Annotated in this window: 26 protein-coding genes, 1 other RNA gene and 2 pseudogenes; 20 read left to right on the top strand and 9 right to left on the bottom strand. The window is 40.5% G+C overall.

Annotation, left to right across the window (positions count from 1 at the left end; translation table 11 throughout):
* The first annotated feature begins 24 nt into the window (after positions 1-24).
* The 6 genes from WA279_RS16635 to WA279_RS16610 all read left to right on the top strand — a co-directional run bounded on the left by WA279_RS16635 (position 25) and on the right by WA279_RS16610 (position 5,150).
* Positions 25-357: a hypothetical protein gene (locus tag WA279_RS16635; RefSeq protein ID WP_123373202.1), complete on the top strand. Its 333-nt coding sequence runs from the start codon at positions 25-27 to the stop codon at positions 355-357.
* Between the two features lie 74 nt (positions 358-431).
* Positions 432-923 carry a TraR/DksA family transcriptional regulator gene (locus tag WA279_RS16630; protein ID WP_014477068.1) on the top strand — a complete coding sequence of 164 codons (492 nt, stop codon included), beginning with the start codon at positions 432-434 and terminating at the stop codon, positions 921-923.
* A gap of 150 nt (positions 924-1,073) precedes the next feature.
* Entirely contained in the window at positions 1,074-1,700 is a 627-nt protein-coding gene (gene azoJ, locus WA279_RS16625; RefSeq protein ID WP_336156048.1) for an FMN-dependent NADH-azoreductase AzoJ, read from the top strand.
* Positions 1,701-1,936: 236 nt separating this feature from the next.
* Positions 1,937-2,123, top strand: a non-coding RNA gene (gene ssrS, locus WA279_RS16620) — 6S RNA.
* Between the two features lie 140 nt (positions 2,124-2,263).
* Positions 2,264-4,039: a DNA helicase RecQ gene (gene recQ, locus WA279_RS16615; protein WP_336156046.1), complete on the top strand. Its 1,776-nt coding sequence runs from the start codon at positions 2,264-2,266 to the stop codon at positions 4,037-4,039.
* A 247-nt stretch (positions 4,040-4,286) separates the two neighbouring features.
* Positions 4,287-5,150 carry a LysM peptidoglycan-binding and 3D domain-containing protein gene (locus WA279_RS16610; RefSeq protein ID WP_003231267.1) on the top strand — a complete coding sequence of 288 codons (864 nt, stop codon included), beginning with the start codon at positions 4,287-4,289 and terminating at the stop codon, positions 5,148-5,150.
* A 605-nt stretch (positions 5,151-5,755) separates the two neighbouring features.
* On the opposite strand, the gene desR is transcribed toward WA279_RS16610, so the two are convergent.
* The 5 genes from desR to WA279_RS16585 form a co-directional block, all read right to left on the bottom strand.
* Entirely contained in the window at positions 5,756-6,355 is a 600-nt protein-coding gene (gene desR / locus WA279_RS16605) for a two-component system response regulator DesR (RefSeq protein WP_004399356.1), read from the bottom strand.
* Positions 6,356-6,373: 18 nt separating this feature from the next.
* A complete protein-coding gene (desK, locus tag WA279_RS16600) occupies positions 6,374-7,486 on the bottom strand; it encodes a two-component sensor histidine kinase DesK (RefSeq protein ID WP_029318043.1) in 1,113 nt (370 codons plus the stop codon).
* A 119-nt stretch (positions 7,487-7,605) separates the two neighbouring features.
* Positions 7,606-8,664 (bottom strand): fatty acid desaturase DesE, encoded by a 1,059-nt coding sequence (desE, locus tag WA279_RS16595; RefSeq protein ID WP_003231272.1) that lies wholly within the window; start codon positions 8,662-8,664, stop codon positions 7,606-7,608.
* 160 nt (positions 8,665-8,824) lie between these two features.
* Positions 8,825-9,802 (bottom strand): S66 family peptidase, encoded by a 978-nt coding sequence (locus WA279_RS16590; protein WP_336156044.1) that lies wholly within the window; start codon positions 9,800-9,802, stop codon positions 8,825-8,827.
* Between the two features lie 64 nt (positions 9,803-9,866).
* Positions 9,867-10,364: a GNAT family N-acetyltransferase gene (locus WA279_RS16585; protein ID WP_015714090.1), complete on the bottom strand. Its 498-nt coding sequence runs from the start codon at positions 10,362-10,364 to the stop codon at positions 9,867-9,869.
* Between the two features lie 170 nt (positions 10,365-10,534).
* On the opposite strand from WA279_RS16585, the gene WA279_RS16580 reads away from it, so the two are divergent.
* Both WA279_RS16580 and WA279_RS16575 read left to right on the top strand, forming a co-directional pair.
* Positions 10,535-11,317: a VLRF1 family aeRF1-type release factor gene (locus WA279_RS16580; RefSeq protein ID WP_336156043.1), complete on the top strand. Its 783-nt coding sequence runs from the start codon at positions 10,535-10,537 to the stop codon at positions 11,315-11,317.
* Positions 11,318-11,453: 136 nt separating this feature from the next.
* A complete protein-coding gene (locus WA279_RS16575; RefSeq protein WP_003231280.1) occupies positions 11,454-11,990 on the top strand; it encodes a DUF420 domain-containing protein in 537 nt (178 codons plus the stop codon).
* Positions 11,991-12,079: 89 nt separating this feature from the next.
* On the opposite strand, the gene WA279_RS16570 is transcribed toward WA279_RS16575, so the two are convergent.
* Positions 12,080-12,757: a lysozyme family protein gene (locus WA279_RS16570; protein ID WP_336156041.1), complete on the bottom strand. Its 678-nt coding sequence runs from the start codon at positions 12,755-12,757 to the stop codon at positions 12,080-12,082.
* A 193-nt stretch (positions 12,758-12,950) separates the two neighbouring features.
* Here WA279_RS16570 and czrA point away from each other — a divergent pair, with 193 nt between their 5' ends.
* A complete protein-coding gene (czrA, locus tag WA279_RS16565; protein ID WP_003231284.1) occupies positions 12,951-13,274 on the top strand; it encodes a Zn(II)-responsive metalloregulatory transcriptional repressor CzrA in 324 nt (107 codons plus the stop codon).
* Between the two features lie 26 nt (positions 13,275-13,300).
* Here the strand turns inward: czrA and csk22 are convergent, their stop codons facing one another.
* Complete coding sequence (gene csk22 / locus WA279_RS16560; RefSeq protein WP_014480010.1) at positions 13,301-13,846, bottom strand: mother cell-specific sporulation protein Csk22; 546 nt, start codon at positions 13,844-13,846, stop codon at positions 13,301-13,303.
* 205 nt (positions 13,847-14,051) lie between these two features.
* Between csk22 and WA279_RS16555 the strand changes: the two genes are divergently transcribed.
* From WA279_RS16555 to csaA, 7 genes are all read left to right on the top strand, one after another.
* Positions 14,052-14,990 (top strand): helix-turn-helix transcriptional regulator, encoded by a 939-nt coding sequence (locus WA279_RS16555; RefSeq protein WP_336156040.1) that lies wholly within the window; start codon positions 14,052-14,054, stop codon positions 14,988-14,990.
* A gap of 53 nt (positions 14,991-15,043) precedes the next feature.
* The gene (locus WA279_RS16550; protein WP_336156039.1) at positions 15,044-15,526 is read left to right on the top strand and encodes a GyrI-like domain-containing protein; all 483 of its coding nucleotides are present in this window, start codon (positions 15,044-15,046) and stop codon (positions 15,524-15,526) included.
* A 76-nt stretch (positions 15,527-15,602) separates the two neighbouring features.
* A complete protein-coding gene (locus WA279_RS16545; RefSeq protein WP_064671117.1) occupies positions 15,603-16,304 on the top strand; it encodes an MBL fold metallo-hydrolase in 702 nt (233 codons plus the stop codon).
* A gap of 5 nt (positions 16,305-16,309) precedes the next feature.
* On the top strand, positions 16,310-16,885 hold the full coding sequence (locus tag WA279_RS16540) for a TetR/AcrR family transcriptional regulator (RefSeq protein WP_017697555.1): 576 nt from the start codon (positions 16,310-16,312) through the stop codon (positions 16,883-16,885).
* A 77-nt stretch (positions 16,886-16,962) separates the two neighbouring features.
* Positions 16,963-17,706 carry a GNAT family N-acetyltransferase gene (locus WA279_RS16535; RefSeq protein WP_336156038.1) on the top strand — a complete coding sequence of 248 codons (744 nt, stop codon included), beginning with the start codon at positions 16,963-16,965 and terminating at the stop codon, positions 17,704-17,706.
* Between the two features lie 14 nt (positions 17,707-17,720).
* A complete protein-coding gene (locus WA279_RS16530; protein WP_336156058.1) occupies positions 17,721-18,446 on the top strand; it encodes an AraC family transcriptional regulator in 726 nt (241 codons plus the stop codon).
* A 64-nt stretch (positions 18,447-18,510) separates the two neighbouring features.
* Complete coding sequence (gene csaA, locus WA279_RS16525; protein ID WP_032725963.1) at positions 18,511-18,843, top strand: chaperone CsaA; 333 nt, start codon at positions 18,511-18,513, stop codon at positions 18,841-18,843.
* A gap of 585 nt (positions 18,844-19,428) precedes the next feature.
* Here csaA and WA279_RS16520 read toward each other — a convergent pair.
* Positions 19,429-21,849: a peptidase G2 autoproteolytic cleavage domain-containing protein gene (locus WA279_RS16520; protein WP_336156037.1), complete on the bottom strand. Its 2,421-nt coding sequence runs from the start codon at positions 21,847-21,849 to the stop codon at positions 19,429-19,431.
* Positions 21,850-22,273: 424 nt separating this feature from the next.
* Positions 22,274-23,710: a flavin monoamine oxidase family protein gene (locus WA279_RS16515; RefSeq protein ID WP_336156036.1), complete on the bottom strand. Its 1,437-nt coding sequence runs from the start codon at positions 23,708-23,710 to the stop codon at positions 22,274-22,276.
* Positions 23,711-23,837: 127 nt separating this feature from the next.
* Between WA279_RS16515 and WA279_RS16510 the strand changes: the two genes are divergently transcribed.
* The 4 genes and pseudogenes from WA279_RS16510 to WA279_RS16495 all read left to right on the top strand — a co-directional run bounded on the left by WA279_RS16510 (position 23,838) and on the right by WA279_RS16495 (position 25,383).
* Complete coding sequence (locus tag WA279_RS16510) at positions 23,838-24,404, top strand: SMI1/KNR4 family protein (protein WP_046663338.1); 567 nt, start codon at positions 23,838-23,840, stop codon at positions 24,402-24,404.
* 87 nt (positions 24,405-24,491) lie between these two features.
* Positions 24,492-24,611 (top strand): annotated as a pseudogene (locus tag WA279_RS16505) (hypothetical protein); the annotation flags it as partial.
* 89 nt (positions 24,612-24,700) lie between these two features.
* Positions 24,701-24,883 (top strand): annotated as a pseudogene (locus tag WA279_RS16500) (hypothetical protein); the annotation flags it as partial.
* Between the two features lie 146 nt (positions 24,884-25,029).
* On the top strand, positions 25,030-25,383 hold the full coding sequence (locus WA279_RS16495; RefSeq protein WP_395532698.1) for a hypothetical protein: 354 nt from the start codon (positions 25,030-25,032) through the stop codon (positions 25,381-25,383).
* Positions 25,384-25,415 lie beyond the last annotated feature (32 nt).

Genomic DNA, 25,415 nt, shown 5'->3' with positions numbered 1-25,415 from the left:
GAGTATGCAAAGGATCGTGATGTCATGAAAAAAATGTTCCGGTCGCTGATCAGGCATTGCTTGAAACCAGAACTTGACAAACTGCGTGAATGTGAAGAAAGACTCTCAGTGATTGAGAAACAAAAACAAAGCAGCAAACAGGAGTCTGAAGAAACCTATATACATATTGAAACGCTGAATGTCGAAAAAATTGACTATCATCTTGAATTCGGCGAGCTGACCATTGATGAATTGAGCGGCAGATTAAATATAGGCGCAACCTATTATATACCGCCAGAAGAGAAGAACAAAAAGTGCCAACGAAAACCCGAAGCACCATCGACGCCAGCGGTCACGATCCGTTCAAAAAGGCAGTAGCTCATCTTTCCATCGATGTTCCCATGTTTGACAGAAGGCAAAACGGGAAACAGGATAGAAAGGAGAGGATATACATGGCACTGACAAAAGAACAAACACAGCATCTCTATCATAAATTGCTCGATATGCAAAAAGAATTGTCTGGCGAGAAAAAGGAAACAGAATCAATGACGGAAGAAGTAGGGGAGCTTTCCAACGGGGTTGACAACCATATGGCAGACCACGGGACGCTCGTCACAGACCGGATGACAGACCAAACAGTGAGAGAGATTGACCGGGAGCTGTTAGAGGAGGTCAACCGTGCATTACAAAAGATGAAAGACGGAACTTACGGCGTGTGTGAAAAAACCGGCCAAGAGATTCCTTACGAAAGACTTGAAGCTGTTCCTTATGCAAGAATGACAGTTGAGGCCCAAGCTGATGTGGAGGATGATCTGGAGACAGATGCTCCTTCTTATGAACGAGAGTTTCATGAACAGGTAAAAGACTTATCCAACAAAGAAACAATTGATCAAAAAAGCTCGCAGACATATGAAATCTTGGATCGTGAACAAGATTCGAAGTAAAAATGGCAAGCAAGTACACCGATATTAGATGTACTTGCTTTTTTTTTGAAAAAAATCTCATATTCAAAATAAAGTGATTGACTTTGCGTAAAAAAGAAAGTAACATACTATTTGTAAGTAAATATAAAAAGTTTACCGGGAGGAATACAAATGTCTACAGTTTTATTTGTAAAATCAAGCGACCGTACAGCTGAAGAAGGCGTTTCAACTAAACTTTACGAAGCTTTCTTAGCTGCTTATAAAGAAAACAACCCTAATGATGAAGTGGTTGAATTAGATCTTCATAAGGAAAACCTTCCTTACCTTGGCAGGGATATGATTAACGGAACATTTAAAGCAGGTCAAGGAATGGAAATGACAGAAGATGAGAAAAAACAAGCAGCAATTGCTGACAAATATCTGAACCAGTTTGTAAAAACTGACAAAGTTGTTTTCGCATTCCCGCTTTGGAACTTCACAGTGCCAGCAGTGCTTCATACTTATGTTGATTATCTGTCTCGCGCAGGCGTTACATTCAAATACACACAAGAAGGACCAGTCGGTTTAATGGGCGGCAAAAAAGTTGCGCTTCTTAACGCTCGCGGCGGTGTCTACTCAGAAGGACCAATGGCTGCACTTGAAATGTCATTAAACTTCATGAAAACAGTTCTTGGTTTCTGGGGTGTTCAAGACTTGCACACAGTTGTCATCGAAGGACATAACGCAGCACCTGATCAAGCGCAAGAAATCGTTGAAAAAGGTTTACAAGAAGCAAAAGATCTTGCTGCAAAATTCTAATAAAGCCAAGACTCCTATCGTTTCAAATAGGAGTCTTTTTGTATATACACATTAATATAGAAGAAAATAATCATTCGCTTTTAGCGAAAAAGGCTGTTTTTTTTATTGTAATATATTTTTTGTTTGTCGAATTGTCAGGTATTTTGGAGAAAAAGCAGTTTTATTCACTGGAAAAAGTTTTTCTAAACAATTGTTTTGGCCTCTTGATTAAAACCGCCTGATGGTGTACTATATTAAAGAAGCTACTTTGTGCGTATTGTTAATTAAGTTTTAACCTTTAAGCTGTAATAGGGAGTTTTATATCGAAGCCGGAATGTCATGCCTCCATTGCAGAGGACGACAGGAACGTTTCTGCAAACACCCACTTTGAGGAGTGGTGGTTTAAAACTTTCTTACTTGCATACGGCAAGACGTAGCGAAAGCCATTTCCTTTTCGGAAATGGCTTTTTATTTTATCTAAAAAGGTTGGTATAGTGAATATTCCATTTTTGTGTGAAATAAATGAAGGCCGCTTTTTTATGATATGATGGGAGAAATTCAAGGAAAAGCGAGGTTTACACGTTATGTTACATAGAGCCCAATCCCTTCTGGCTCATTATTTTGGTTATGAGAAGTTTCGGAGCGGCCAAAATGAAGCGATCCGCTTGGTGACGGAAGCGAGGCAAAATACGGCCTGCATTATGCCGACGGGAGGCGGCAAATCGATTTGCTATCAAATTCCGGCATTAATGTTTGAAGGGACGACGATCGTCATATCACCGTTGATTTCCTTGATGAAGGATCAAGTTGATGCGTTAGAAGAAGCGGGGATTAACGCCGCCTACATTAACAGCACACAATCCAATCAGGAAATATATGAGAGGCTGAACGGACTCAAAGAAGGGGCTTATAAGCTTTTTTACATTACACCAGAGCGACTAACGTCCACAGAGTTTATCCGGATTTTGCAGGGCATAGATGTTCCTTTGGTCGCAATAGACGAGGCGCACTGTATTTCTCAATGGGGCCATGATTTCAGGCCAAGCTACAGGAATATTGAAATCTTGTTCCGTGAATTACACGACAAGCCTGTCATCATGGCGTTAACAGCAACAGCCACACCCGAGGTTCATGATGATATTTGCAAACAGCTGCATATTCAAAAAGAGAACACGGTATATACCGGATTTTCCCGAGAGAATTTAACCTTTAAAGTAGTAAAAGGAGAAAATAAAGATCGGTTTATAGACGAATATGTGCAAAACAACAGGCACGAAGCAGGAATTGTCTATACAGCGACCAGAAAAGAAGCTGATCGGATATATGAGAGATTGAAACGAAATCAGGTCAGGGCAGGCCGGTATCATGGAGGTTTGGCTGATGATGAGAGAAAAGAGCAGCAGGAAAGGTTTCTTAATGATGAGCTTCAAGTGATGGTGGCAACCTCTGCTTTTGGAATGGGTATTGATAAATCAAATATTAGATTTGTTCTGCATGCACAAATTCCGAAAGATATGGAAAGCTATTATCAAGAGGCAGGACGAGCTGGACGGGACGGCCTTGCCAGTGAATGTGTTCTCCTGTTTTCACCGCAGGATATTATGGTGCAGCGCTTCTTAATTGAGCAATCAGAACATGAAGAGAAACAAAAGCAGGATTTAAAAAAGCTGAGACAAATGGTCGACTACTGTCATACCGAAGATTGTCTGCAGCGTTTTATCCTTATGTATTTCGGAGAAAAGGAGCCTGATGCGTGCGGTCAGTGCGGAAACTGTACCGATACAAGAGCGGCCCATGACGTGACGCGGGAGGCGCAAATGGTCTTATCTTGTATCATTCGCATGAAAGAACGGTTTGGCAAGACGATGGTTGCCCAGGTACTTGCCGGCTCCAAAAATAAAAAAGTTCTTGAAAACGGCTTTTCAGACCTTTCAACATACGGGATATTAAAACACCAATCCGTTGGCGAAATCAGCGATTTTATCGAATTTCTTATTTCTGACGACTTCATCAGGATGTCAGACGGAACGTTTCCGACTCTTTTTGTCAGCAGTAAAGGAAGGAATGTGCTGAAAGGAGAATTATCAGTAGCGAGAAAAGAAGCGTTAAAAGCGGCAGCGATTACTGAAAATGACGAGCTATTTGAACGATTGCGCATGGTTCGGAAAGAAATTGCGGCTGAGCAGGGTGTTCCGCCATTTGTTGTTTTCTCTGACCAAACGTTAAAAGAAATGTCAGGAAAACAGCCCGTAAATGATGATGAACTTTTGTCTATAAAAGGAGTCGGAGAACAAAAAAGAGCAAAATACGGCCGGCTTTTTTTACAAGAAATACAAGCTTATGCAAGGATGACAGACTAAAAAAACAGAAAAACAATCTTTTTTTCTATAAAAAACACATTTTATTTTCTCTGTTTCGCCTCAAAATAAAAAGACCTGCGAAGCCTATTATATCAAGGGTTCAGCAAGTCTTTCCATCAGAGAGAAATCCTTCATGTAAAGGAACTGTAATCTAAATCATATCTTTTTGTTATTGATTTGACATTTACGTGTGTTACGATATCACCTGTTAGCCGCCAATAAAAAGCTAACAAGGGAGGATTTACTTATGAAGAAGACGATTATGTCCTTTGTGGCAGTTGCTGCACTTTCAACAACTGCATTCGGAGCTCACGCTTCTGCAAAAGAAATTACGGTGCAAAAGGGTGATACGCTCTGGGGAATCTCTCAGAAAAATGGAGTGAACCTAAAGGACTTAAAAGAATGGAACAAGTTAACTTCTGATAAAATCATTGCAGGAGAAAAACTGACCATTTCTTCAGAAGAAACAACCACGACTGGGCAATATACAATTAAAGCGGGAGATACGCTTTCTAAGATTGCTCAAAAATTCGGCACGACAGTCAACAACCTGAAAGTTTGGAATAACTTAAGCTCTGACATGATCTATGCTGGATCAACTCTTTCAGTAAAAGGTCAGGCAACAGCAGCAAACACAGCTACTGAGAATGCGCAAACAAACGCACCTCAAGCTGCGCCAAAACAAGAGGCTGTGCAAAAAGAGCAACCTAAACAAGAAGCTGTACAACAGCAACCTAAACAAGAAACAAAGGCTGAGGCAGAAACTTCTGTTAACACAGAGGAGAAGGCTGTTCAATCAAATACAAATAATCAAGAAGCTTCAAAAGAACTAACAGTTACTGCTACTGCTTACACTGCTAACGACGGCGGCATTTCCGGCGTTACAGCTACAGGCATTGACTTAAATAAGAACCCGAACGCGAAAGTTATTGCGGTTGATCCTAATGTAATTCCGCTAGGTTCTAAAGTCTATGTTGAAGGCTACGGGGAAGCAACAGCAGCAGACACTGGCGGCGCTATTAAAGGAAATAAAATCGACGTATTTGTACCAAGTAAAAGTGATGCTTCTAATTGGGGCGTCAAAACTGTAAGTGTTAAAGTCTTAAACTAATAATATAGATTGTGATAAAAGACATAAGCTTTTGGCTTGTGTCTTTTTTTGTTCTGCTTAGAGCTGTTTATATCATATGCTGATAAAAGAAAGTGGTCCCGTTTTTCTCTTTATGTGCGATTCAGGGGCTCTCGGGTTAAAAGATTGATTCCACATTACAGAGACATTCGGCATCATGACATTTATAGCTGGTTGTTACTATCTTTGATCAGCGAAACGAGCTGGTGTTGTATCTTTTTTGGCAGATAATAAGCAGTTGGATGTAGCAGATGCCATTGACGGATTCGGATTGATTTCAGACGGTTCTTTATTGTGTTATTAGGCTCTTGCAGTTGGGCATGGCAGCTTCGGGAGCGAAGTGGCACAACTTTGTCATACTGAAAATACAATATAATCAATATCTGAAATTCTGCTGATGTGCAATGGCCGACCATTTTAATAGGGATAGCATTCAATCCTGTCTTTTATTGGGCTGTTAACCAAGCAATCGTTCAGCGGGCATAGGAGCGAGATATGGATCAGTTTAATTCTTCTGGTTGCGGCGAGGTTCTCAAACGGGAATTTCAGGTTAAAAAAAGGATCCTGGCAGATGCCAAGATCCTTTTTTATTTAAACCAGCCTTTTTCCTTTGACCGGGTAATGGCTTCAATTCGATTTTTCACTTCAAGCTTTTCTAGAATCATTGAGATATAATTCCGCACCGTCCCGCTTTTGATGCTGAGTTCCTGAGCGATTTCTTTTGTGTTTTTACCGTCAGCCACAAGTTCGAGCACTTCTTTTTCTCTATCAGTTAGAGGGTTAGCTTCGCTGTATAAGTCCTCCATCAGCTCAGGTGCATAGATGCGCTTTCCGTTCATGACGCTACGGATGGCGTTGGCCAGCTCTTCACTCGGACTGTCTTTTAACAAATAGCCTTTAACGCCAGCTTTAATAGCTCTCTGAAAGTAACCGGGTCTGGCGAAAGTGGTTAAGATGATAATTTTGCAGCCTGTATCTTTTAGCTCCTCAGCAGCTTCAAGCCCTGTTTTTCCGGGCATTTCAATGTCCATAATACATACATCAGGCTGGCGTTTTTTGACAAAATCAACAGCATCTTGGCCGGTTGTACCTTTGCCTACGACTTCCATATCGTCTTCGAGGTTTAGAAGTGATCCTAAAGCGCCCAGCAGCATTTGCTGATCTTCTGCAATAAATATACTAATCATATAAGCCATCCTTTATGTTTATTTTGAATTATTAGGAATTGCCATGGTAAGCTTGGTTCCGTTTTCGGTATCGATGTGAAGGCTTCCGTTTGCAAACTCAAGCCGTTCTCTCATCCCGAGTAAGCCATGTCCTTTTGAAAAGGAATTTTCTTCTCCTTTGAATGTTCCATCGTCAGACACTGTTATCACAACTTCCTTCCAGAGCTGCTGAATGTCAACTCGGCAAGTTTTAGCCTGGCTGTGTTTGACGACATTTGTGACAGCTTCCTTTAAGCACATGCTCAAAATGTTTTCATTCAGCAATGAGATATTTTCGGGCCATTTCTCTTCTTCATAGATAAACATAATGTCAGCTGCTTCGAGAATTTGTTTGATGTTGATCAATTCATCCTTGAGCCGTATGCCCTTCATAGAGGAAACGATTTTTCTTACTTCATTTAAAGAAGTTCGCGCTGTTTGCTGAACACTTTTCAGTTCACGAGCTGCTTGTTCGGGATCTTTGTATATCAATTTTCTTGCTAAGTCGCTTTTTAAACCGATAAGAGAAAGCTTTTGCCCAAGCGTATCATGGAGATCGCGGGCAATTCGCTGACGTTCTTCTAATTTTACCAGTTCTGCAATCCGTTCATTTGCATCCTCGAGCTTTTCTTCAAGCCGTTCGCGCTCCTTGCGGCTTCTTATACTAAAGGGCAATAAAATTGCGCTGATGAGGGTAATGACGACAAAAGGAATTTGTGTCAGAAAGAATTCCTTTTTTAATACGAGACTGAAATTGGCTGCGACGGCTGCGCTAATTAAATGGACATAATATAAAATATGAAAAGGGACGCGTTCCTTAATGTTTCCAATAAAATACGCGATAAAAAAAGCAAAATAAATATAACTGAACAGGGTAATGGAAGCGGTTGAAATGCCAATTAATAAAAATCCCCACAAATAAATGGTCCAGCCTTTTGAGACAAAAGCAAATCGATATACCGAAAAAAATAAAAGCGTCAAAATGATGCCGACAATAATAACAAATGTAGATGATGATTTCCATATAAAGTAGAAGGGGAGGATGAAAAATATCGTCCATATATACGGCGTAATCCCGTTTAGTTTTTGAAATGTTAAATGCTTTTTAATCATGATCTTACCTCATTTTCAGCTTTTCATCTTACTTGTAACTTTATCATTGTGAAAGCCAGAATGCACCCTCCAACAATAAAAAGGAAGCCTTCTAGTATATTAGAAGACCTCCTTTATCATCAGGCATTCTTCCGCAGCTTCTGTTTTTCTGGTGAATCAGGCGGAAGGTTTACAGGTATATGTTTTATAGCCCGAAATGACACAAACTGTTTGTTATCTTCATCCCAAAGACGGAACGCGAGTGATTGCAGGCTTGTTTTTAAGGTGATTGTCGGTACGTTTTTTAAAGGTTCGTGATGTTCATGAGCAACTTCAAGCTTATAGTTAGGCACCTTTGGACTCAAATGATGAACGTGGTGGTAACCGATATTGCCTGTTAGCCATTGAAGCAGTTTCGGGAGTTTATAAAATGAACTGCCTTCAACAGCAGCCTGAACGTAGCTCCAGTTTTCATCCGCTTCAAAATAAGAATCTTCAAAGGTATGCTGCACATAAAACAGCCAAACACCGATTGAACCTGAAATCAGAAATATCGGGCCTTGCACCAATAAAAACGATTGCCAGCCAAAGATCAGACAGCAAGCAGCAGCCAACGCGACAATTGCCAGATTCGTAAGGTATGTGTTTACACGTTCCTTGCGTCTTGCGCCTTTTTTGTTAAAACGGTTCGTGATCAGAAAAACATAAATCGGTCCGAGAATAAACATGATAAACGGGTTTCTATAAAGTCTGTATGCAAGCTTTGTTCGTCTGGATGCAGCTTTATATTCGTTTACTGTTAACATCCAGATGTCTCCTGTTCCGCGTTTATCCAGATTGCTGCTAGTCGCATGATGAATCGAATGGCTGTGCTGCCATTGAAGATACGGGAATAAAGTCAGGACACCTGTCAGAAAACCGAGAATGTGGTTATAGCGTTTTTGTTTGAAAAAAGATTGATGGCAGCAGTCATGGAAGATGATAAAAATTCTTGTCAGAAAACCTGCGGCAATCACCGTTAATGCTAACGTAAGAAGATAGGAGACATCGAGGCTGAGATAAGCAAGAAACCATAGGCCGAAGAATGGTATAAACGTGTTTAAAAGCTGAATCAGGCTGTTTTTTGTTTCAGGCTGAGCAAATGCAGCGACTTGCTTTGTCAGCTGTTTTTGTTTATGTGCAATGGTTTGTTCAGTCATAGTAAGTATCCTCTCATTGTGTGTCTCGCTTAAGTATACGAAAGAGGAAGATATCTTTGTAGTAGCACACATCATGCCTCCTATATGACATTTGTCATGTCGCGTGCGGCTTGCATAACCGATTACGCTAAAAAAGCTTGTAAAAAAATTTACAAGCTGATTAATGTTTATCAATCCATATTCGTGATGTGCCCGAAATAGCTTCAATCCTGCATGTTCCTCCTATAGGGAACGTGGCAATTGGCGAGGTATGTCCGGCATTTATATTTGCGATGATCGGGATGCCGGATAATTCTTTTTTTGTTTCGATCATGGCTTTTACAAGATCCATTGATACGTTTGATGCTTTCTGAAATCTGCCGATCAAAATCGCCTTTACATGTGAAAAAGCGGGGAGGTGGATGAGTGATTGCAGATCGCGGTCAAACATGTGGATGTCTGACATATAATCATCTTCAATCAATAAAATAGTATGTTCTGTTTCAGGAAAATACTCCGTACCCTGCAGCAAATTAAGCGTGCATAAGTTTCCGCCAATTAAAGTGCCTTCCGCATAACCTTCTTGGATTACAACAGGGCCGTTATTAGAATAAAAACGCCTGTTTTCTTGATCCAAAAACCAGCGGTCATCGCTCCACTCACTTGAAGGGTGAATTTCAAACGGGTCGTCTGAAGCGCAGCAAGAAAGAAAATACTCTTGTGTATAATCAAGCCCTTTTTTCATTGCAAATGTTGAGAAGTGGGGACCTGAATACGTAACAAGACCCGTTTTTTGATAAATAGCGTTGCAAAGAGCGGTTATATCGGAATAGCCGCACAGGATTTTAGGATGTCGTTTGATTTTCTCGTAATCAAGATAGCGCAGCAGCTGATTTGAATTAAACCCTCCGAGTGTCGTTAAAATCGCTTTGACGCCTGGATCAAAAAAGGCAGCGTGCAGATCATTGACTCTTGACTCGATAGAGGATGAATCAAATTCATTACATTCATTTGCGTGTTCAGCGATGGTTACCCGATAACCTAAACGTTCTAACGCCGTTTTTGCTTGGATTTTTGCTTCATTTGATAATATAGACATGCTGGTCGCGGGAGACACGATCCGGATTTCGTCTCCCTTTTTCAGTTTTGAGGCGTACATAGAACCCTCCATCAATGGTTTTATACCATTACAGCATATCTTGGCTCTTTCTTCCAGACTTTTTTTACAAATCAACCCACTTAATGCTGCCGGATTGGGTATCATGATCGATACAAACTTTGAAGTGATGTTTTTCATAAAAGTGAATCAGCCGGTCTACATGATTCCAATCCCGTTTGGCGATGTCTCCGGTGACTTTCGGTATATTATGGTCTCTTGCAATATCTTTTAAATATTTCATGCAAATGGAGCCAAACCCGTGATTCGGAGGGCCTTTTATATCCCCTATATGAATGGCATCGTCCTTGTAAGACGCTACAAGTGAAAAACAGCCTTTTCCTCGGTATGCCGTTTTACAATCAGTTAGCATAATTTTGCATGTTTGGCCATCATCAATCGAGGAAACAATCATCCACTCATCATGTTTCGATTGATCAATACCAAGCACTTTGGCATCTTTAGATAAATCCTTCATATTCTCCTGCATGCGATAAATTTGAAATTCTAAATCATTTAGTTCTTCTTCAAGCTCTTGACGATTTTTTTCTTTAATAGTAAACAAGATCAAACTCCTTTCAAAAAACAGCTTAGAAACACAGTTACCAATTGTATTAGAAGAGAGGCGTATTGTAAACAACAATTCCATTATTACTAGAAATTAGCGGAAAGTCAGGTTTGATCGTTTTTAAGAGAGGAAAAAGAAAACTAACCTGTGAAAAAGGAGGAATCGGAATGGCGATTGATTCATTGATTAACAAATTACAGTATGTCCAATTGGAACCGCCGGATAAAATTCTCTCTCTGTATCTCAATACAGACATGAGAGATCCAGAGCAGCAGGGGGGAGAATGGAAGATTGCCCTAAAGTCAGGATTCAGCCGATTAAAAGAGTATTTGGCAGCTAGTGATCCAGAGGAGGAAAAGTGTCTGGATGGAATCAGGGCTAAAATGAATCAATACTTGAATGCAATGGGAAAAGACATGCCCCGCAGTCTCGTGTTTTTTGTTTCCGACAGCGGCATATGGGAACCTATTAAGCTTCAAGTCCCTGTAGATACAAGATTTTACTGGGAAGAAACAGCTGTCCTGGATCAGCTGAAGGAATTGCGCAAGGCATACCCAAGTACGGCGTTTATTTTAACTCAGCAGCATGAAGTGAAAATTATTGAAACCGTTTTAGGAAAAATTGAGGCGGTGGAGCGTTATGAGTATGATATGATCAATGAGTCTTGGAAGAATAGCCATTCCGCTGTAGACAAAGCGCCACCATTTGAAGAGAACCGGATGAGGGAACATGTAACAGAGAACCAATCGAGACTGTATAAGCGGCTGGCTGCCAGCCTTGATCAAAAAGCTGCCGCGAAAAGATGGGAACGAATGGTTATTGCCGGGGATAAAGACACGGCCGATATCTTGGATCAGCATATGAATAAACCCATTCATTCGAAAATTCAAAAGAACCTGCTGAATGAAAATGAACATAAGGTCATTGAACATTTGATAAAAGAGGCGTAAACCTAACAGGCCGGGGCTAATAGCCTCCGGCCTTAGAAGTGTGTCTAATTTCTGACGAAGCAATCGAAACCGTTGACATCTTCTTTGAATTTGCATACGATTTGGATAGCCAGTACAAATTAGGAGAGGTCACCAAATGAACCAAACAGAAAATAAACCGAAAAATTACACGGGGATTGTCCTTACGCTGACAGTTCTGATTAACGGTTTAATCGCAGTGCTGTTTTTTATGCCTAAATTAGATCAGTTCAGCCATGCGAATATTCACATTTTGCCAATGCTGAATGCGATATTCAACAGCTTTACGTTTATCTTCTTATTGGCCGCGCTGATTATGATTAAACAGAAAAATATCAAAGCTCACAAACGCTTTATTTTGGCCGCATTCACAACAACATTACTATTTTTGATTTGCTATGTGACGTACCACTCGATTGCGGAAAACACGCTCTATGGCGGAGAAGGTATTATGCGCCCGATTTATTTCTTTATTTTAATTACACATATCTGCCTTTCTGCAATTATTGTGCCGCTTGCGCTGTTTACGCTGATCAGAGGCTTCAGCATGCAGGTAGAGCGCCACAAAAAAATTGCGAGATGGACAATGCCTCTATGGCTGTATGTAAGCCTTACAGGTGTTATTGTATATTTGATGATTTCACCGTATTATTAAAAGCCATACTCAGTATGGCTTTTTTTACGTGTAAACATGACAAAAGCCCAAATTCATTTTTGGGCTTTTGTCAGTAAATTGATAGACTCTTATTCATGAGCCTTGGATTCCGTGGTTTCAAGTGTTGCAACCTGCAAAGATTCTTCAACAGTTTTTGTTTTTTCTTTTACTTTTTCTGCATACGTATAATCACCGTAGCAATACGGATAGCGGAAATTTTTCGCATTTCCCCCGCAAGTATACAGATCAGGATTTTTTTTGACTTGCTGCTCGGAGTATTGTTTTGCCAATTCCTCAGTATGCGTTCCTCCATGTTCAGCTACAAAATCAATGTAACCTGCCCCCATGTTGTAGCTTTGAATAATGGTATCCAAATCCACGCCTTTTTCCTTACCGGTCTTGTACATGAGGGTAAATTGCTTGATGCCTTGTTTAACACTGAGTTGAGGGTTTGTTATCTCATTGCGTTTTAACCCCAGAGATTCAGAGGACTGCATGGGATCATTGCCTTTTCCTTTTGACTCCTGATACATCATGCCTAATATGAGTGATGTATAATGAGAGAGTCCTTGGCTTTCAAGCTCTTCTTCCACCAAGGGTTTGTAATCGGTTAAACGTTCTAAAACAATCGTTTTCGTATCGATCGGAAGTTTTTTGATTAAATCCCGGTTGAAAAAAAGCAGGACCAATAAAAAAGAGGCGATGACAAAGACAAAAATCATCATAAAACCCGCAGCAGCGAAACAGCCTTTTCTCTTTTTCTTCACTGTGTTTCACCCTCAATGTTTGGAGCAGTATGACCTTTTTTATTATGACATAAGACGGTATATCAGACCAAGTAAAAACCTGATTTGAAACATAAATTTAAACTATGAGATTGAAATGGAATACAAGCAGGCTGGTTTGCACTCAAGCGCATTTGTTATAAGATAAAACTATGAATAAAGAAAGGTGATACATATGACTGAATTTAGAGAAACAGAACAATCGGCTGCTGATCTGGACGAGGAGACGCTGTTTCTAGTCGCGCAAACATTCAAAGCGCTTTCTGATCCTACCCGAATCAGAATTCTCCATTTATTGTCCCAAGGTGAGCATGCAGTAAACGGAATTGCAGAAAAGCTGAATTTACTGCAATCCACCGTGTCCCACCAACTTAGATTTTTAAAAAATCTCCGGCTTGTCAAATCGCGCAGAGAAGGAACATCGATTTATTACTCTCCGGAGGATGAACATGTTTTAGATGTTCTTCAGCAAATGATCCATCATACACAGCATGATTGAAAAAGACATCCTTGCTTAACTCGCTGTTAGCGGGCAAGGATGTCTTTTTCTTTATTGTATTCGTGCTGTTCGAGTTCGTTTCTGCTGAGCTTGATGACAAAAGAAGAAAAACCGATATAATAAACGGCTATCAGAAAACAGACGCCAATTGTCAGAGGGTCCGTTCCGATTGACTGACTGTATGATCCAAGGCTGTTTAGATCAGGTGAGGTAAGATAAAGCTCCGTCACTCGATACAGAAATCTTGATAGAAATAAAGTTAAGAGAATCACCTCTACCCAAATATGAGTCCGAAAATAGATCTTTCCTCTGCGTTTTTCAAAGGAGATGTTTTTCTTAGCGAAAAAGACAAGGAGCCATCCGCCAAGAATGCCCAAAATGAGATATCCATATAAAAAAGGGTGAATGGCGCTGAAGATTGAAAGGCCAAAAGCAAACAGCGAGAAAAGAATGATACGGGTGAACAGCCAGCGGGGCTTCAGCGGCTGGTATCCGATGGACCTTTTAATTTTTTTATACAGAAAAAAGATGATGATCATGGCAGGATAAACGCTCTGAAGTGTAAGATGCATGATGTGAAATCCCCTCCGTTGAGAAGTGTATGCTTATCCGGTCAGAAATAGTAGCTGAAATAAATACTGAACACAAAAAAGAAGGGGAAACCCCTGTTTTCATAGCATATGCAAGGTGTATTCCGCCGCATAATAGATATGCCCAAGCTTTATCAAAATGTTATGATTGTTTTGTTGGAAAATACAAGAAGAAAAGGTGCGCAGAATGAAACTGGAACGTTTGTTAGCGATGGTTGTGTTATTGATCAGCAAAAAACAAGTGCAGGCTGCAGAGCTTGCTGAGCTGTTTGAAGTATCTGTCAGAACAATTTACCGTGATATTGAGACGATCAATAGGGCTGGTATTCCGATTGTGACCTCACAGGGTTCCGGGGGCGGAATTGGCATCATGGAAACGTATCGGCTTGAAAGAGAGTGGCTGAAGGAAGAGGAATTGTTTGCAATTGCTTCCGCTTTGCAGAGCGTTTCATCTATGTATGAACCCGTTTCTCACAGCACAGCCTATCAAAAAATCAAACACCTTATACCTGAGCAATCTGCTCAAGCATTTAAGCACCAAACAGAAAAATGGTTTATTGACATGACGGCTTGGGGCCATACCGAGGATCAAAAGGCGCTTCGCGAGAAAATAAGCGCCGCCATCGATCGATTGTCAACGATATCATTTACATATACAAGCGCAAGCGGGGAAACACTTCTTCGTGAAACTGAACCTTATACATTGGTTTGCAAGGCGGGGCACTGGTATTTATATGCCTACTGCCTGGTAAGAAATGATTTTCGTTTTTTTAAACTGAACCGGATGAAAGATCTGGCCATCTTACATCAGACCTTTATCAGAAAAGACATTCAGCTGGACACTTTGCCATGGGATAAGAGTTGGTACCAAAAGGACCGTTTAACTGAATTGGTTATTCTTGTTCAGCCGGCAGCACGTCAGCGCATAGGTGAATGGTTCGGATATGATGTCCTTCACTGTGATGAAGATGAAATCTGCCGGGCAGTGATTTCACTTCCAGAAGATCAATGGCTGATCGGTTTTTTACTGCAGTTCGGAAAGGATATTGAGGTTCTGCAGCCTCTTTATATACGGGAGAAAGTAAAAGAAACCATTCATCACATGCAAAAAATATATGAAACCTGACACACTGCTGTCAGGTTTCTTTGTCTATAATCTTAAAAAAAGGAGGAGATCGTATGGGCTTTTCACATATAACACACTTAGACCGGAAACGATTTGCCGGACTGTCACAACGGACAAGCAACGCACTGGAAATGACGGAAGAAAGGAGGATTCCGGCACTGTGGGACCAATTCTGGAAGCAGGATATGAGCGCTCTTTTATCACAGGCTGAAAAAGACAAGAGCATTATTGCCTTATATTCGAATTATGAACAAGAGACGAATGGGTTTTATACGTTTTCAGTCGGAACGTTTCAGGAATACGACGACATTCTTCCGGGACCATATGAAAACATTGATTTGCCGGCTTCCGCTTACGCCGTTTTCACTTCCAGAATCGGCCCTATTGAAGAGATTGTGCTTGAAACGTGGAAGGAAATTTGGACTTGGGATAAGCGGCATCTGCGCACGTTTACAGGTGACTTTGAGATGTATGATCAAAGTGCCGCAGTGCCACAGCAAGCACAAGTTAACATTTATGTAGCGATAAAAAAATAATAAACTCTTGAAAAACTAATGGTGTTAGTTAATAATAAAACTAACACCATTAGTTTTTGTTAGGAGGAATAAAAAGATGAGAATGACTCAGTACCAAACGGTTTGGCAGCTGACTTTTTTTCCAGCATTGTTTCCGGTTAATTGCTATTTAGTAGAGGAAGAAAACGAAGTCACCCTTATTGATGCCGCACTGCCAGGCAGCTATAAAGGGATTATTCAAGCTGTGAATCAGCTTGGAAAACCGCTTCAGCATATTTTACTGACTCATGCACATGGGGACCATGTCGGATCACTGGATACATTGGCACAAACATTTCCGCATGCAAAGGTCATGATCTCGGAACGGGATTCATTCTTGCTCCAAGGTGACACATCCTTGCGGCAAGATGAGCCGCAGACGCCTATAAAAGGAGGTATTCCGAAACACATACAAACAAAGCCTCACCAACTGCTGACGGGCGGTGAAACAATTGGTTCCCTGCTTGCCATTCCAACACCGGGCCATACACCGGGCAGCATGTCATTTCTTGATACAAGAAACGGCACTTTAATAGCAGGAGATGCGCTCCAGTTACGCGGAGGAATCGCTGTATCAGGTCAGATAAAATGGGCGTTTCCTTTTCCCGCCTTCGCTACATGGAATAAGGAGGAGGCCATCAAAAGCGCACAATTGCTCGCCGATAAGGCGCCTACCTGTCTCGCTGTCGGACATGGAAAATTCCTGCGATCACCTTCAGAGCGGATGAGACAGGCGATCCAAAAAGCAAAGAAAGGATGATGAGCATGTCACCGAGAATAGGTTTGACCCAAAAAATGATTGTAGACGCTGCAGCGGAGATTGCCGATCAGGAAGGGGTAAATGGTGTCTCACTTGCCGCACTTTCTAAAAAAATGAATGTGCGCCCCCCGTCATTGTATAATCATATCAACGGGCTGCAAGCGATCAGAGCAGAACTTGCTGTCAGAGGACTGACAAAGCTTTTTGATCAAATGGCGGACTCCGTAACCGAACGAAAGGGAGATTCCGCTATGCTTTCTTTAGCTCATGCATATGTTGATTTTGCAATTGAAAATCCCGGATATTATGAAGCGGCTCTGCTTAAGGTTCAGGACAAACGGACGGAAATCGTCTCTGACCAAATTGTCTGTCTTGTGACGAAGCTGCTCATTGAAAACGGCTATGCAAGTGAAAAGACTGCCATTCATGCGACAAGGGGGCTTAGAAGCCTGCTGCATGGCTTTACTGCTTTAATCGCAAAAGAAGCATTTGAACGTGAGGAGGACATTTTAGAAAGCCTGTCATTTTCAATTCGGACATTTTTGTCAGGATTATTAATAAACAATAAAAATATTATGTAAACAAATAAATGGATGTCTTATATTTCTGAATATTGTATAATATCAAGGGAGTATACATAGGGGGGAGGCATTATGCAATGGATGACATTCACAAGATTGAACGGTTAGCGGCAGCTTCATGGCCGGCTTATTTTCAAAAAAGCATAGGGCAATGGCTTCTCAGAGCGAATTTTGGCGTAACCAAAAGGGTAAATAGCGTATGGACGTCTGCGGATATGCCAGAAGGGGATTTTCAGCTAGAGGCCGAACTTTTTTATCAAAGTTTAGGTTTACCTGTTTGTTTTCATATTAGCAACGCATCACCGAAAGGGCTTGATGACGCTTTGGCAGACAGCCGTTATGAAAAGGTAGACGAGTGCTTTCAGATGACAGCGTTGTGCCGGTCAATTATGAGCCGAACAAATGACAACAGCCGATTTACATACAAGTGGGAACAAGAGCCATCATCTGTTTGGATAGGTGAATTTATTCAATTAGAAGGGTTTTCACCCGAGCGTCACAAAGGTTACAAACACATTTTCGAACGCATGCCGCCGTGTAAAACTTTTTTCAAGATGTATGACAAAGAAAGCCTGACAGCGCTTGGCACGGTTTCTGTCATTGATGGTTATGGCGGACTTAGTAATATCGTTGTAGCTGAGGAGCACAGGGGAAAAGGGGCAGGAACCCAAGTGATCAGGGTGTTGACTGAATGGGCAAAAAACAACGGAGCGGAACGCATGTTTTTACAAGTGATGAAAGAAAATCTGGCGGCAGTTTCTTTATATGAAAAAATCGGATTTACGCCTATATCGGAACACCATTACCGGATTAAAAGATGACCAAAGGAAGGGGGTTGCTGATGGATTCGCTTCAAGAGATGATTTGCGAAAAACGGACATACACACGCCTTTATCATTCACATAAGCACGCATACAGCCAATTTCTTTTTCCGCTTGAAGGGAGTATTGATCTTGAGACTGAAGAGCACCAGGTGAAATTAAAGCCAGATCATTTTTTATATATTCCGCCGGAGTGTGAGCATCGTTTCCGTTCTATCGGAAGAAATGAATGTCTTGTACTGGATGTTCCGCTTCATGCAATGAAAATTGATGAGTATCGTGCAGGATCGGGAATTGAAGCTGCACTCGATCCTTTCTGGTCTTCGATCAGGTACTTGCTGACAGAGGAAGCAAAGGCCGGAACAGCCAACTCGCTTCATATGCTAGTACAATACATAAAAGAAAAGCTTCAATCCCATAGCTATGCCTCAATTGCATACATTCACAGCCATTTATTTGAGCGGCTGACGATTAAGAAGCTGGCAGAAATCGAGCATTATCACCCAGCTTACTATTCAAGCTGGTTCAAAAAACAGACAGGGAAGTCCCCGCAGAACTATATTGCCGAACTTCGCCTTGAGGAAGCAAAAAGAATGCTGATGGAGAGAAATGAAACTCTTACCGTCGTGAGCGAGGCGCTGGGCTTTCAAAACCTTTCTTCTTTTACAAGATGGTTCACGAAAAGCACAGGAATGCCGCCCCGCCTGTATCGAAACACCTTATATTCAGATAAAAAATAATGGCTATTTGGTTAAACAAATCTTGAATATCTCCTTTACAATAGGAGAAAAAGGAGTTATTGATATGGCAGTCATTGAAGACTTTGAGAAATTGGATATCAGAACGGGAACAATTGTAAAAGCGGAAGAATTTCCTGAAGCAAGAGTACCGGCAATCAAGCTTGTGATAGATTTTGGGACTGAAATCGGCATAAAACAATCGAGCGCACAAATCACGAAGCGTTACAAGCCAGAAGATCTCATCAACAAGCAAGTCATAGCAGTCGTGAACTTTCCGCCCCGCCGGATCGCCGGATTTAAATCGGAAGTCTTGGTCCTCGGCGGCATACCCGGCCAGGCCGACGTCGTCCTTTTGCAGCCGGATCAGCCTGTCCCAAACGGCACAAAAATCGGCTAACGCAAAAAAAGACGTTTGCCTAAGGCAAACGTCTTTGCGTATTGAGGCGATGCACCACACGCCACATTCGTGTGTGCCGTAAGGCATGTACATCGGCTTACACAATTCAGCTCATCGCTATATGAATATAGCATGGAGGGCGAAGGAATGCAAGGATTACTTTTAGTAACGGTGAAATGAATTTATAATGGAAAGGGTTTTCATTTTATTTGTAAGAAAAACTCAGTGAGATTTAGGTGTGATCTTAATGCAGTTTGTATCGACTTACAGATGATAAATGAACAATACTTTTAATAAGCCTCATGAAACATTTTCAATTTGTAAATACTTAAAGGATATATATGGTGTATTTGCTATAGAAGTCTAATATGATATCCATTTACTCATTTCAATAGCAACTTTCATGAATAACGAGAAGGAACAGCTGTCAAAATTTTTTTGATTATAATATAAGTTAATTACGATAGTATATTAGGGGTATTTTGGTAGATATTGAAAATTGATAATAACATACAAGGAATAACGAACCTAGAAAAGAGATCTAATTATTTGGATAAACATATATTGAACTGGTCGGCGTATCCACTATTTGATGACGGTTAGAGCGATACCATACCCTTTTTCTGATGTGTAAGCAGAGGTTATTTTCATTACTTTCCAGCTTCCTTCAGCGGCTTTTGTTCCTATTCCATTATGTGCCGTAAGATAATCTCCTTGATTGACAGTTTCGTCAATACGAACATAATGTTGGCCTACCAACCCTACTACGTGCCATTCGTCTCTTGCTGCCCGTGAATGATAATTTGCCTCCAGCGCTGTATCGTAGTCTGGATTTTGTTTGGGAACACGTATGAGTTCACCGCTTTCCTCATCAGTCACCGTTTCATAAATAAATCCGCCGAACTCATTTGTCAAATAACGCCCCTGCCAGACGAAACTGGAGGCTCCTGAAATGAAAGCTGAAGTTTCTGAAATAACGCCAAGCATATAATCTCCAACATTCGCGGGCACAATTTTTTCACCTCTTAAAGTCACGATTGTACCAGTATGGATTAACTGTCCAGTTGAAGTCTCAAAATACTCTCCATATCCACCTAAAGAAGAACTGATTGCACCGTAAAACGTCCCGTTTCCCCGAACAGAGTCAAGAAGCCACTTTATTGATTGATGACCTCCTGCCACGGTGTATGGTTCCTCAAGTGTAATATTTTCAGAAGACAGTATTGTTCTTGACGCTTGGTTTCCTCTAATATGTGCGTTATTTGAAGAAGCGATTAATGCGCGAGAGCCTTCAGTACTGGAGCCTCCAGAAGAGCTAATGACCGCATTTCTTTCTCCGCGGGCCGTAATGTCGCCGGTACCTGCTATAACTGCGCTTGTTTGGTTAACGGCAAAGCCAGAGGTCGTTGCAAGCTGTATGCCTCCTTTCAAATTGATTGGAACTTGTTGGTATGTTTGACCTTTGATTGAGGCTGCCACACTATAACCTTCTGATTGTACACCGAGAATTGTGGCCTGATTATTGGGTGACTGAATTCCAACTGTCCCATTGTCAGTAATCATCGTTCCATTTAGAATATTGACATTGTAGAGGCCTCCACCGATTGAAATTCCTTTTGGAGCAGATTTATAAATATCAAAATTTGAAATTTTAATATAATCAGTTTTATTTGATCCGCCTGATAAATTAATATCAACACCGGCTTTTTTAAACCCGCGAATTTTAATACCATTAATGGTTATATTTTGGCTGCGATATTGCAAGGCTACGACAGGGTTTTCTTTATAATCATAGTCTGGATCACCAATCGCTGTGAATCCGCTTACATTAACGTTTTTATATGCCGAAATAACCAGCGCTCTTGGGGTCACAGCATCGTAAAGCGAGTTGAAAACTGGTTCAACTGCTGAACAATCAATGAGTGTGACATCGTATGCTGTTGTGCTTTCAGGATCTGTAATTTGATGGTGACCAATATGACGAAGATCAAATGCACGAACATCGCGATAAGAAATATGGCCTATGATATGGACGTTTTGAGAGGCCGGCCACAGTTCATGGGCTTTTACTTCAACTCCGCGGATGTTGCCGCTTGTAAAGTTATTCAAAAGCCACACATGCCTAGAGCCGTCGTCAATTTCTATTCCGTTGGAGTTTGAAACACCTTCAGCAAATTCTGTTCCCCGCGGATTTCCTGAGTGGCAGTTTGAAATAAAGATGTATTCGCTATAATGGGTGGTAATGCCGTCGTCTCCTGAACCATATGTCACACAGTTATCGATCCAAATATATCTTGATCCGTCTTTTGTCCAATCGGTATCAGGCAAATGGTCATACGTTGGCGATGTAATATCAATACCATGAAGACCTGCGTTAATCGCTTCCACATCTTTGATCCACCCATATTCAACCTTAGCAAAAGTTAAACAACTGGAGAACTGTCCCCCTGGATTCCTCACACCGCATTGTCTACTTGGATTCCAGTCTAATGACATTCCTTGGACAAAAATATTACGATTTCCATTTTGATAATCATCATTTGTAATCACCCATTCATGCGCTGGAGTGTCTTCATGCAATTTAATCACTGTGATTCCTTTACCTTGTCCAACAATTGTTGTCCAAGATGGAAGTTTAATCCCTTGAACGAGGTATTCTCCCGCTGGAACATGTACTTTGACTCGGCCATTCCCGATTGCTTTTCGAAAAGCTTCAGTATTGTCTCTTCCATCTGGAACAGCGCCGAAGTCAGCCACATTTACTTCCCGGGTGATTTTAGATAAAAGCCTATAGTATTCCTTGTCGAGACGTTCTTTTAAAAGAGAGGTTACCTCTCCTTCGGCCGTCACCCTTGCGTCAGTAACTTCGATATTTTGGTCTGTAACCGAGTGCTTAATAAAGTTTTGCATTCTTGTCTTAATATGTTCTAATTCGGATGAAAATTCGGGGTGAGACTGAGAATTGGCGTTTAGAGAAGGATCAGGGCAGTTTTTAAAATGAACCATTCTAAAGACACCTCTTTCTTTTAATATAAGCGCAGTTTTGTCTTTGAGATGAGGAGTTAGCATTTTTTGGCGCTTCTCTTTCCAATTCTGTATTTGTTACAAAATTCCTTTAGGATTTATACTGGTTTTCAAGAAATGTAAGTCAATGAAAAAAAGAGAGGACAAGTAAAGGATAAAAAGCAACATTAAGAATCGTTATACAGTGAAAGAAAGTTCGCCCGATGGTTAATTAAAACGTTTTCTATGGTTGGGTATTTATTAATGATTATGGAAGAAATGGGAGGTCCGCATTCAAAACGTGTATAAAAATAATAAAGAACCGAATGTTGAGACATCCCATATTTGAATTAATCTTTTAAACAAAGGAGTATAAATTCTTCACTTCTTTTTATATCAACCAGTTTTAACAAGATGTGAGCATGATCTAAGGTAAGCGATTGACCTCATAAGCAACACGTATTCCAGATTCAATCGCGCCTTGCATCCACGCATGAGTGAGTGAGGCGTGTTCTCCGGCGAAATGAACTCTGCCCTCAGGGACAGGAATATAGCGATACAGCTCTAATTCTTGTCCTGGTTCGAAAGCTGTAAAACCTCCCGCAGAATACGGGTACTGGCTCCAGCTAAAAGAAGTGCCAGACACAAATTCAGACCACACAATATCACCATAGATTTCAGATAAATTCAGTAAAGTATACTGGATTCGCTCTCCTTCTGAAAGACTGTCCCATATCAGTGCCTCATCAGCCCAAGTATAACTTGCCAGAATGACGGCATGTCCATTTGCTCCAATATTTCTGCTTGGATAATACGAAAAACGAATCGGTAGATCAGTAATAGATTTGCCGCCGCGCTGCCCGGCTTTTTCCCAAAATCGGCTTTTAAACTCTATGCCGATTTTTGTTGCACTGATATAGTTTAGCTCACGGATGGCCCTCCGTTTATAGTAAGAGAATGAATGGTATGGTTCGACTTTTACAAATCGCAATGTTGAAAAAGGAATGGTTACAATAGCGAGATCTGCTGTGAACGATGCAAATTCTGCCGTTTGTTGATGCTGACAATGGATCGTAACACTATTTTCCCCCTGAGACATTTTCATCATTTTTTGATGGTATAGAATGTTTGTTTTTAATTGAGGAAGAAACGCGTGAGGCAGCAGATCCATGCCGCCAGTTATCTCATAGAAGTGAGCGGGCGATGAAAAAAAGATAGATTCCCGCAATACTTCAACAAGGGACATCCCCATATACGCTTCCATATCCAAAAGTACACCAATCATATCGATCGCGCCATATGAAAAATACGTGTTTAAAAAAGAGCTTAACGAATGATTTTTGTATTGTTCTTCGACAATCCGCCAATTTCTCGCTGGATTTTGATTGATAAAATTTAGAATAGGCTGCAGTAAAGAAAGCATCAGCTCTTCAGACGTTTTCCCTTGTTCATTTGGTGCAACTGGGTATCTCAATATTCCAGGAGCTCGTTCAAAAACTTGGAGACGTGTTTTGATTCCATTTGCATAAATGATGTCCATCGGGGTTCTGTTGATAAATACATTTGTTGGCAATTTGAATTTTTTGATATATTCTAAGGTTAACGAATGGTTATTCGGTATGCGCATCGGGCCAGCGTTGAAATACAAATCATCACTAAAGGGAGATCTCAAAGTGCAGACACGGCCGCCCGCTCTGCCGCTCGCTTCGAGAATCGTTACTCTGTGACCGGCATTTTTCAACAAAGATGCTGATACAAGCCCGGACAATCCAGCTCCTATAACAAGAATGTGCTTTGGATGCTGCGATGCGCTAAGGCCATTTCTAATGATCTTTACCATGTCATCATTCATTAGAGAATTCAATTTTTAGAGACACCTCTTTTTAGAATTTATTGCATTATATTCACTGAAAAGAGCACCTATCACGATCTGTTCACATCTTTTGGAATTTGAAAGGTTATTGTTAAAAGGAAATAAAGGGGTGATGTATGTGACTAACTTTGTTCATAAGACGGTAAATGGCTTGAAAAGTCTTTTAGACGAAAAAGGAGCCATTCAATTGTTTTGTTCTGAAGGGGATATCATGGAGTTCCTTGTTACATTTTCACAGGACAAAGCAACCCTTAACGACATTCAAAGTTTTGAAGCTAAACATCAGATTACCCTTCCAGAGGATTATCAGAAGTTCATGACACTGCATAACGGTGCGAAAATTTTTGAGATTCTTTCTGATGGGGAGAATATAGGTGGAGGACTTTATTTATTTAGCCTTGAAGAGATTGAAGAAGAATTAAAATATGAGGATTTGTTTGAAGGCATCAATGGTATCCCAATTGGTCACTTATTAGAAGGGTGCCATTTGATGATCGACAAAGATAAATTGGATAAAGGGGATCCCAACTATCTTTTTATATTAGAAATAGGGGAATATACACCATTAAATTTAAATTTTGAGATATTTCTAGATCGGTATATAGAATCCAATGGGGCAACTTTTTGGGAATGGTGCTACTATACCGCAGAAAATTATTATAGAACACGATCGCACGATGTATAAGACAGTCAGTTCTGGCTGTCTTTTTCTGTTATTCAAGCAAATAATTGTGGTGAAATTTACATAGAGTAGGCTTGAAAGGAGAATGAAATGAAGGTATTTGAAGCTGATTCATTGCTCTCTGAAGCGGATAAAAGAGCCAAAGAGTACAAGGGACTAAGGTCACAAATGGTGAAGCTAAGAAAAACATTTAAAGCTGTAGCTGATATGATAGTTTGCGAATCGCAAAATTCAAGGCGTAGTCCTAAATTCAACTATTGAGTAGGTGTTGTTTTTAAAACGAAAAGTGAGGATTGTAAATGAAGATTGTTAGCCAAGAAATTCAAGATTTGTCCATTAAATCTTTAGAGTCAACTTTTAGTAAACTTTCAAATGCTTATAAAAGCACGACAGAAAAAGGTTCAAACACAACTGTTGTCAAAAAGAGACTAAACGCTGTAAAAATTGGTTTAGAAAGCCTAAAAGGTACCTGGAACTATGGTTTCCTTTTATTTTTGCGTATTTATCAACATTAAAATTTGACATAACCTTATTAAATGATTTGAGGGATTGTCGATATTTAACATGTGTAAAAATGGAAAAGGTAATACAATTATAAAAAGCTCTGAGAGGATTGTGATTATCTGTGATGAATGTAAACTCAAGCGATCTTATTTATGATCCGAAATTCTTAGCATTTTGCAGTTTGGCTACAGAAGGGTATGGAGGGGATAATCCTACTCTTTCATCAATTAGTTTTAGTGAATTCTGTGAAAAACTTGAGAAAAATGAAGTAGTTAAACCCGAGAACAAAAAAAGCTCACTTGACCTAAATAAGTCTTTAGATTATTGGAAATCAAGATTTAATCCGGGAGGTAATCTCTCTGCATTAGATTCACAGGTATTAGATATTATCAAAAAAGCTTACAACATAGGCATGGTTAACAAAAATAATATGTTGTTGCGAAACGAAGCTATTAATGCTTATAAAAATTCAATTTAAATATGAAACAGTGCCCAGCTCAATAAGTGCTG

This window comes from Bacillus sp. 204(2023), from assembly GCF_037027505.1.
GTDB classification, from domain to species: domain Bacteria; phylum Bacillota; class Bacilli; order Bacillales; family Bacillaceae; genus Bacillus; species Bacillus subtilis.
Note: the sequence above shows the minus strand (reverse complement) of the source record. Positions and strands in the feature narration are given on the sequence as shown.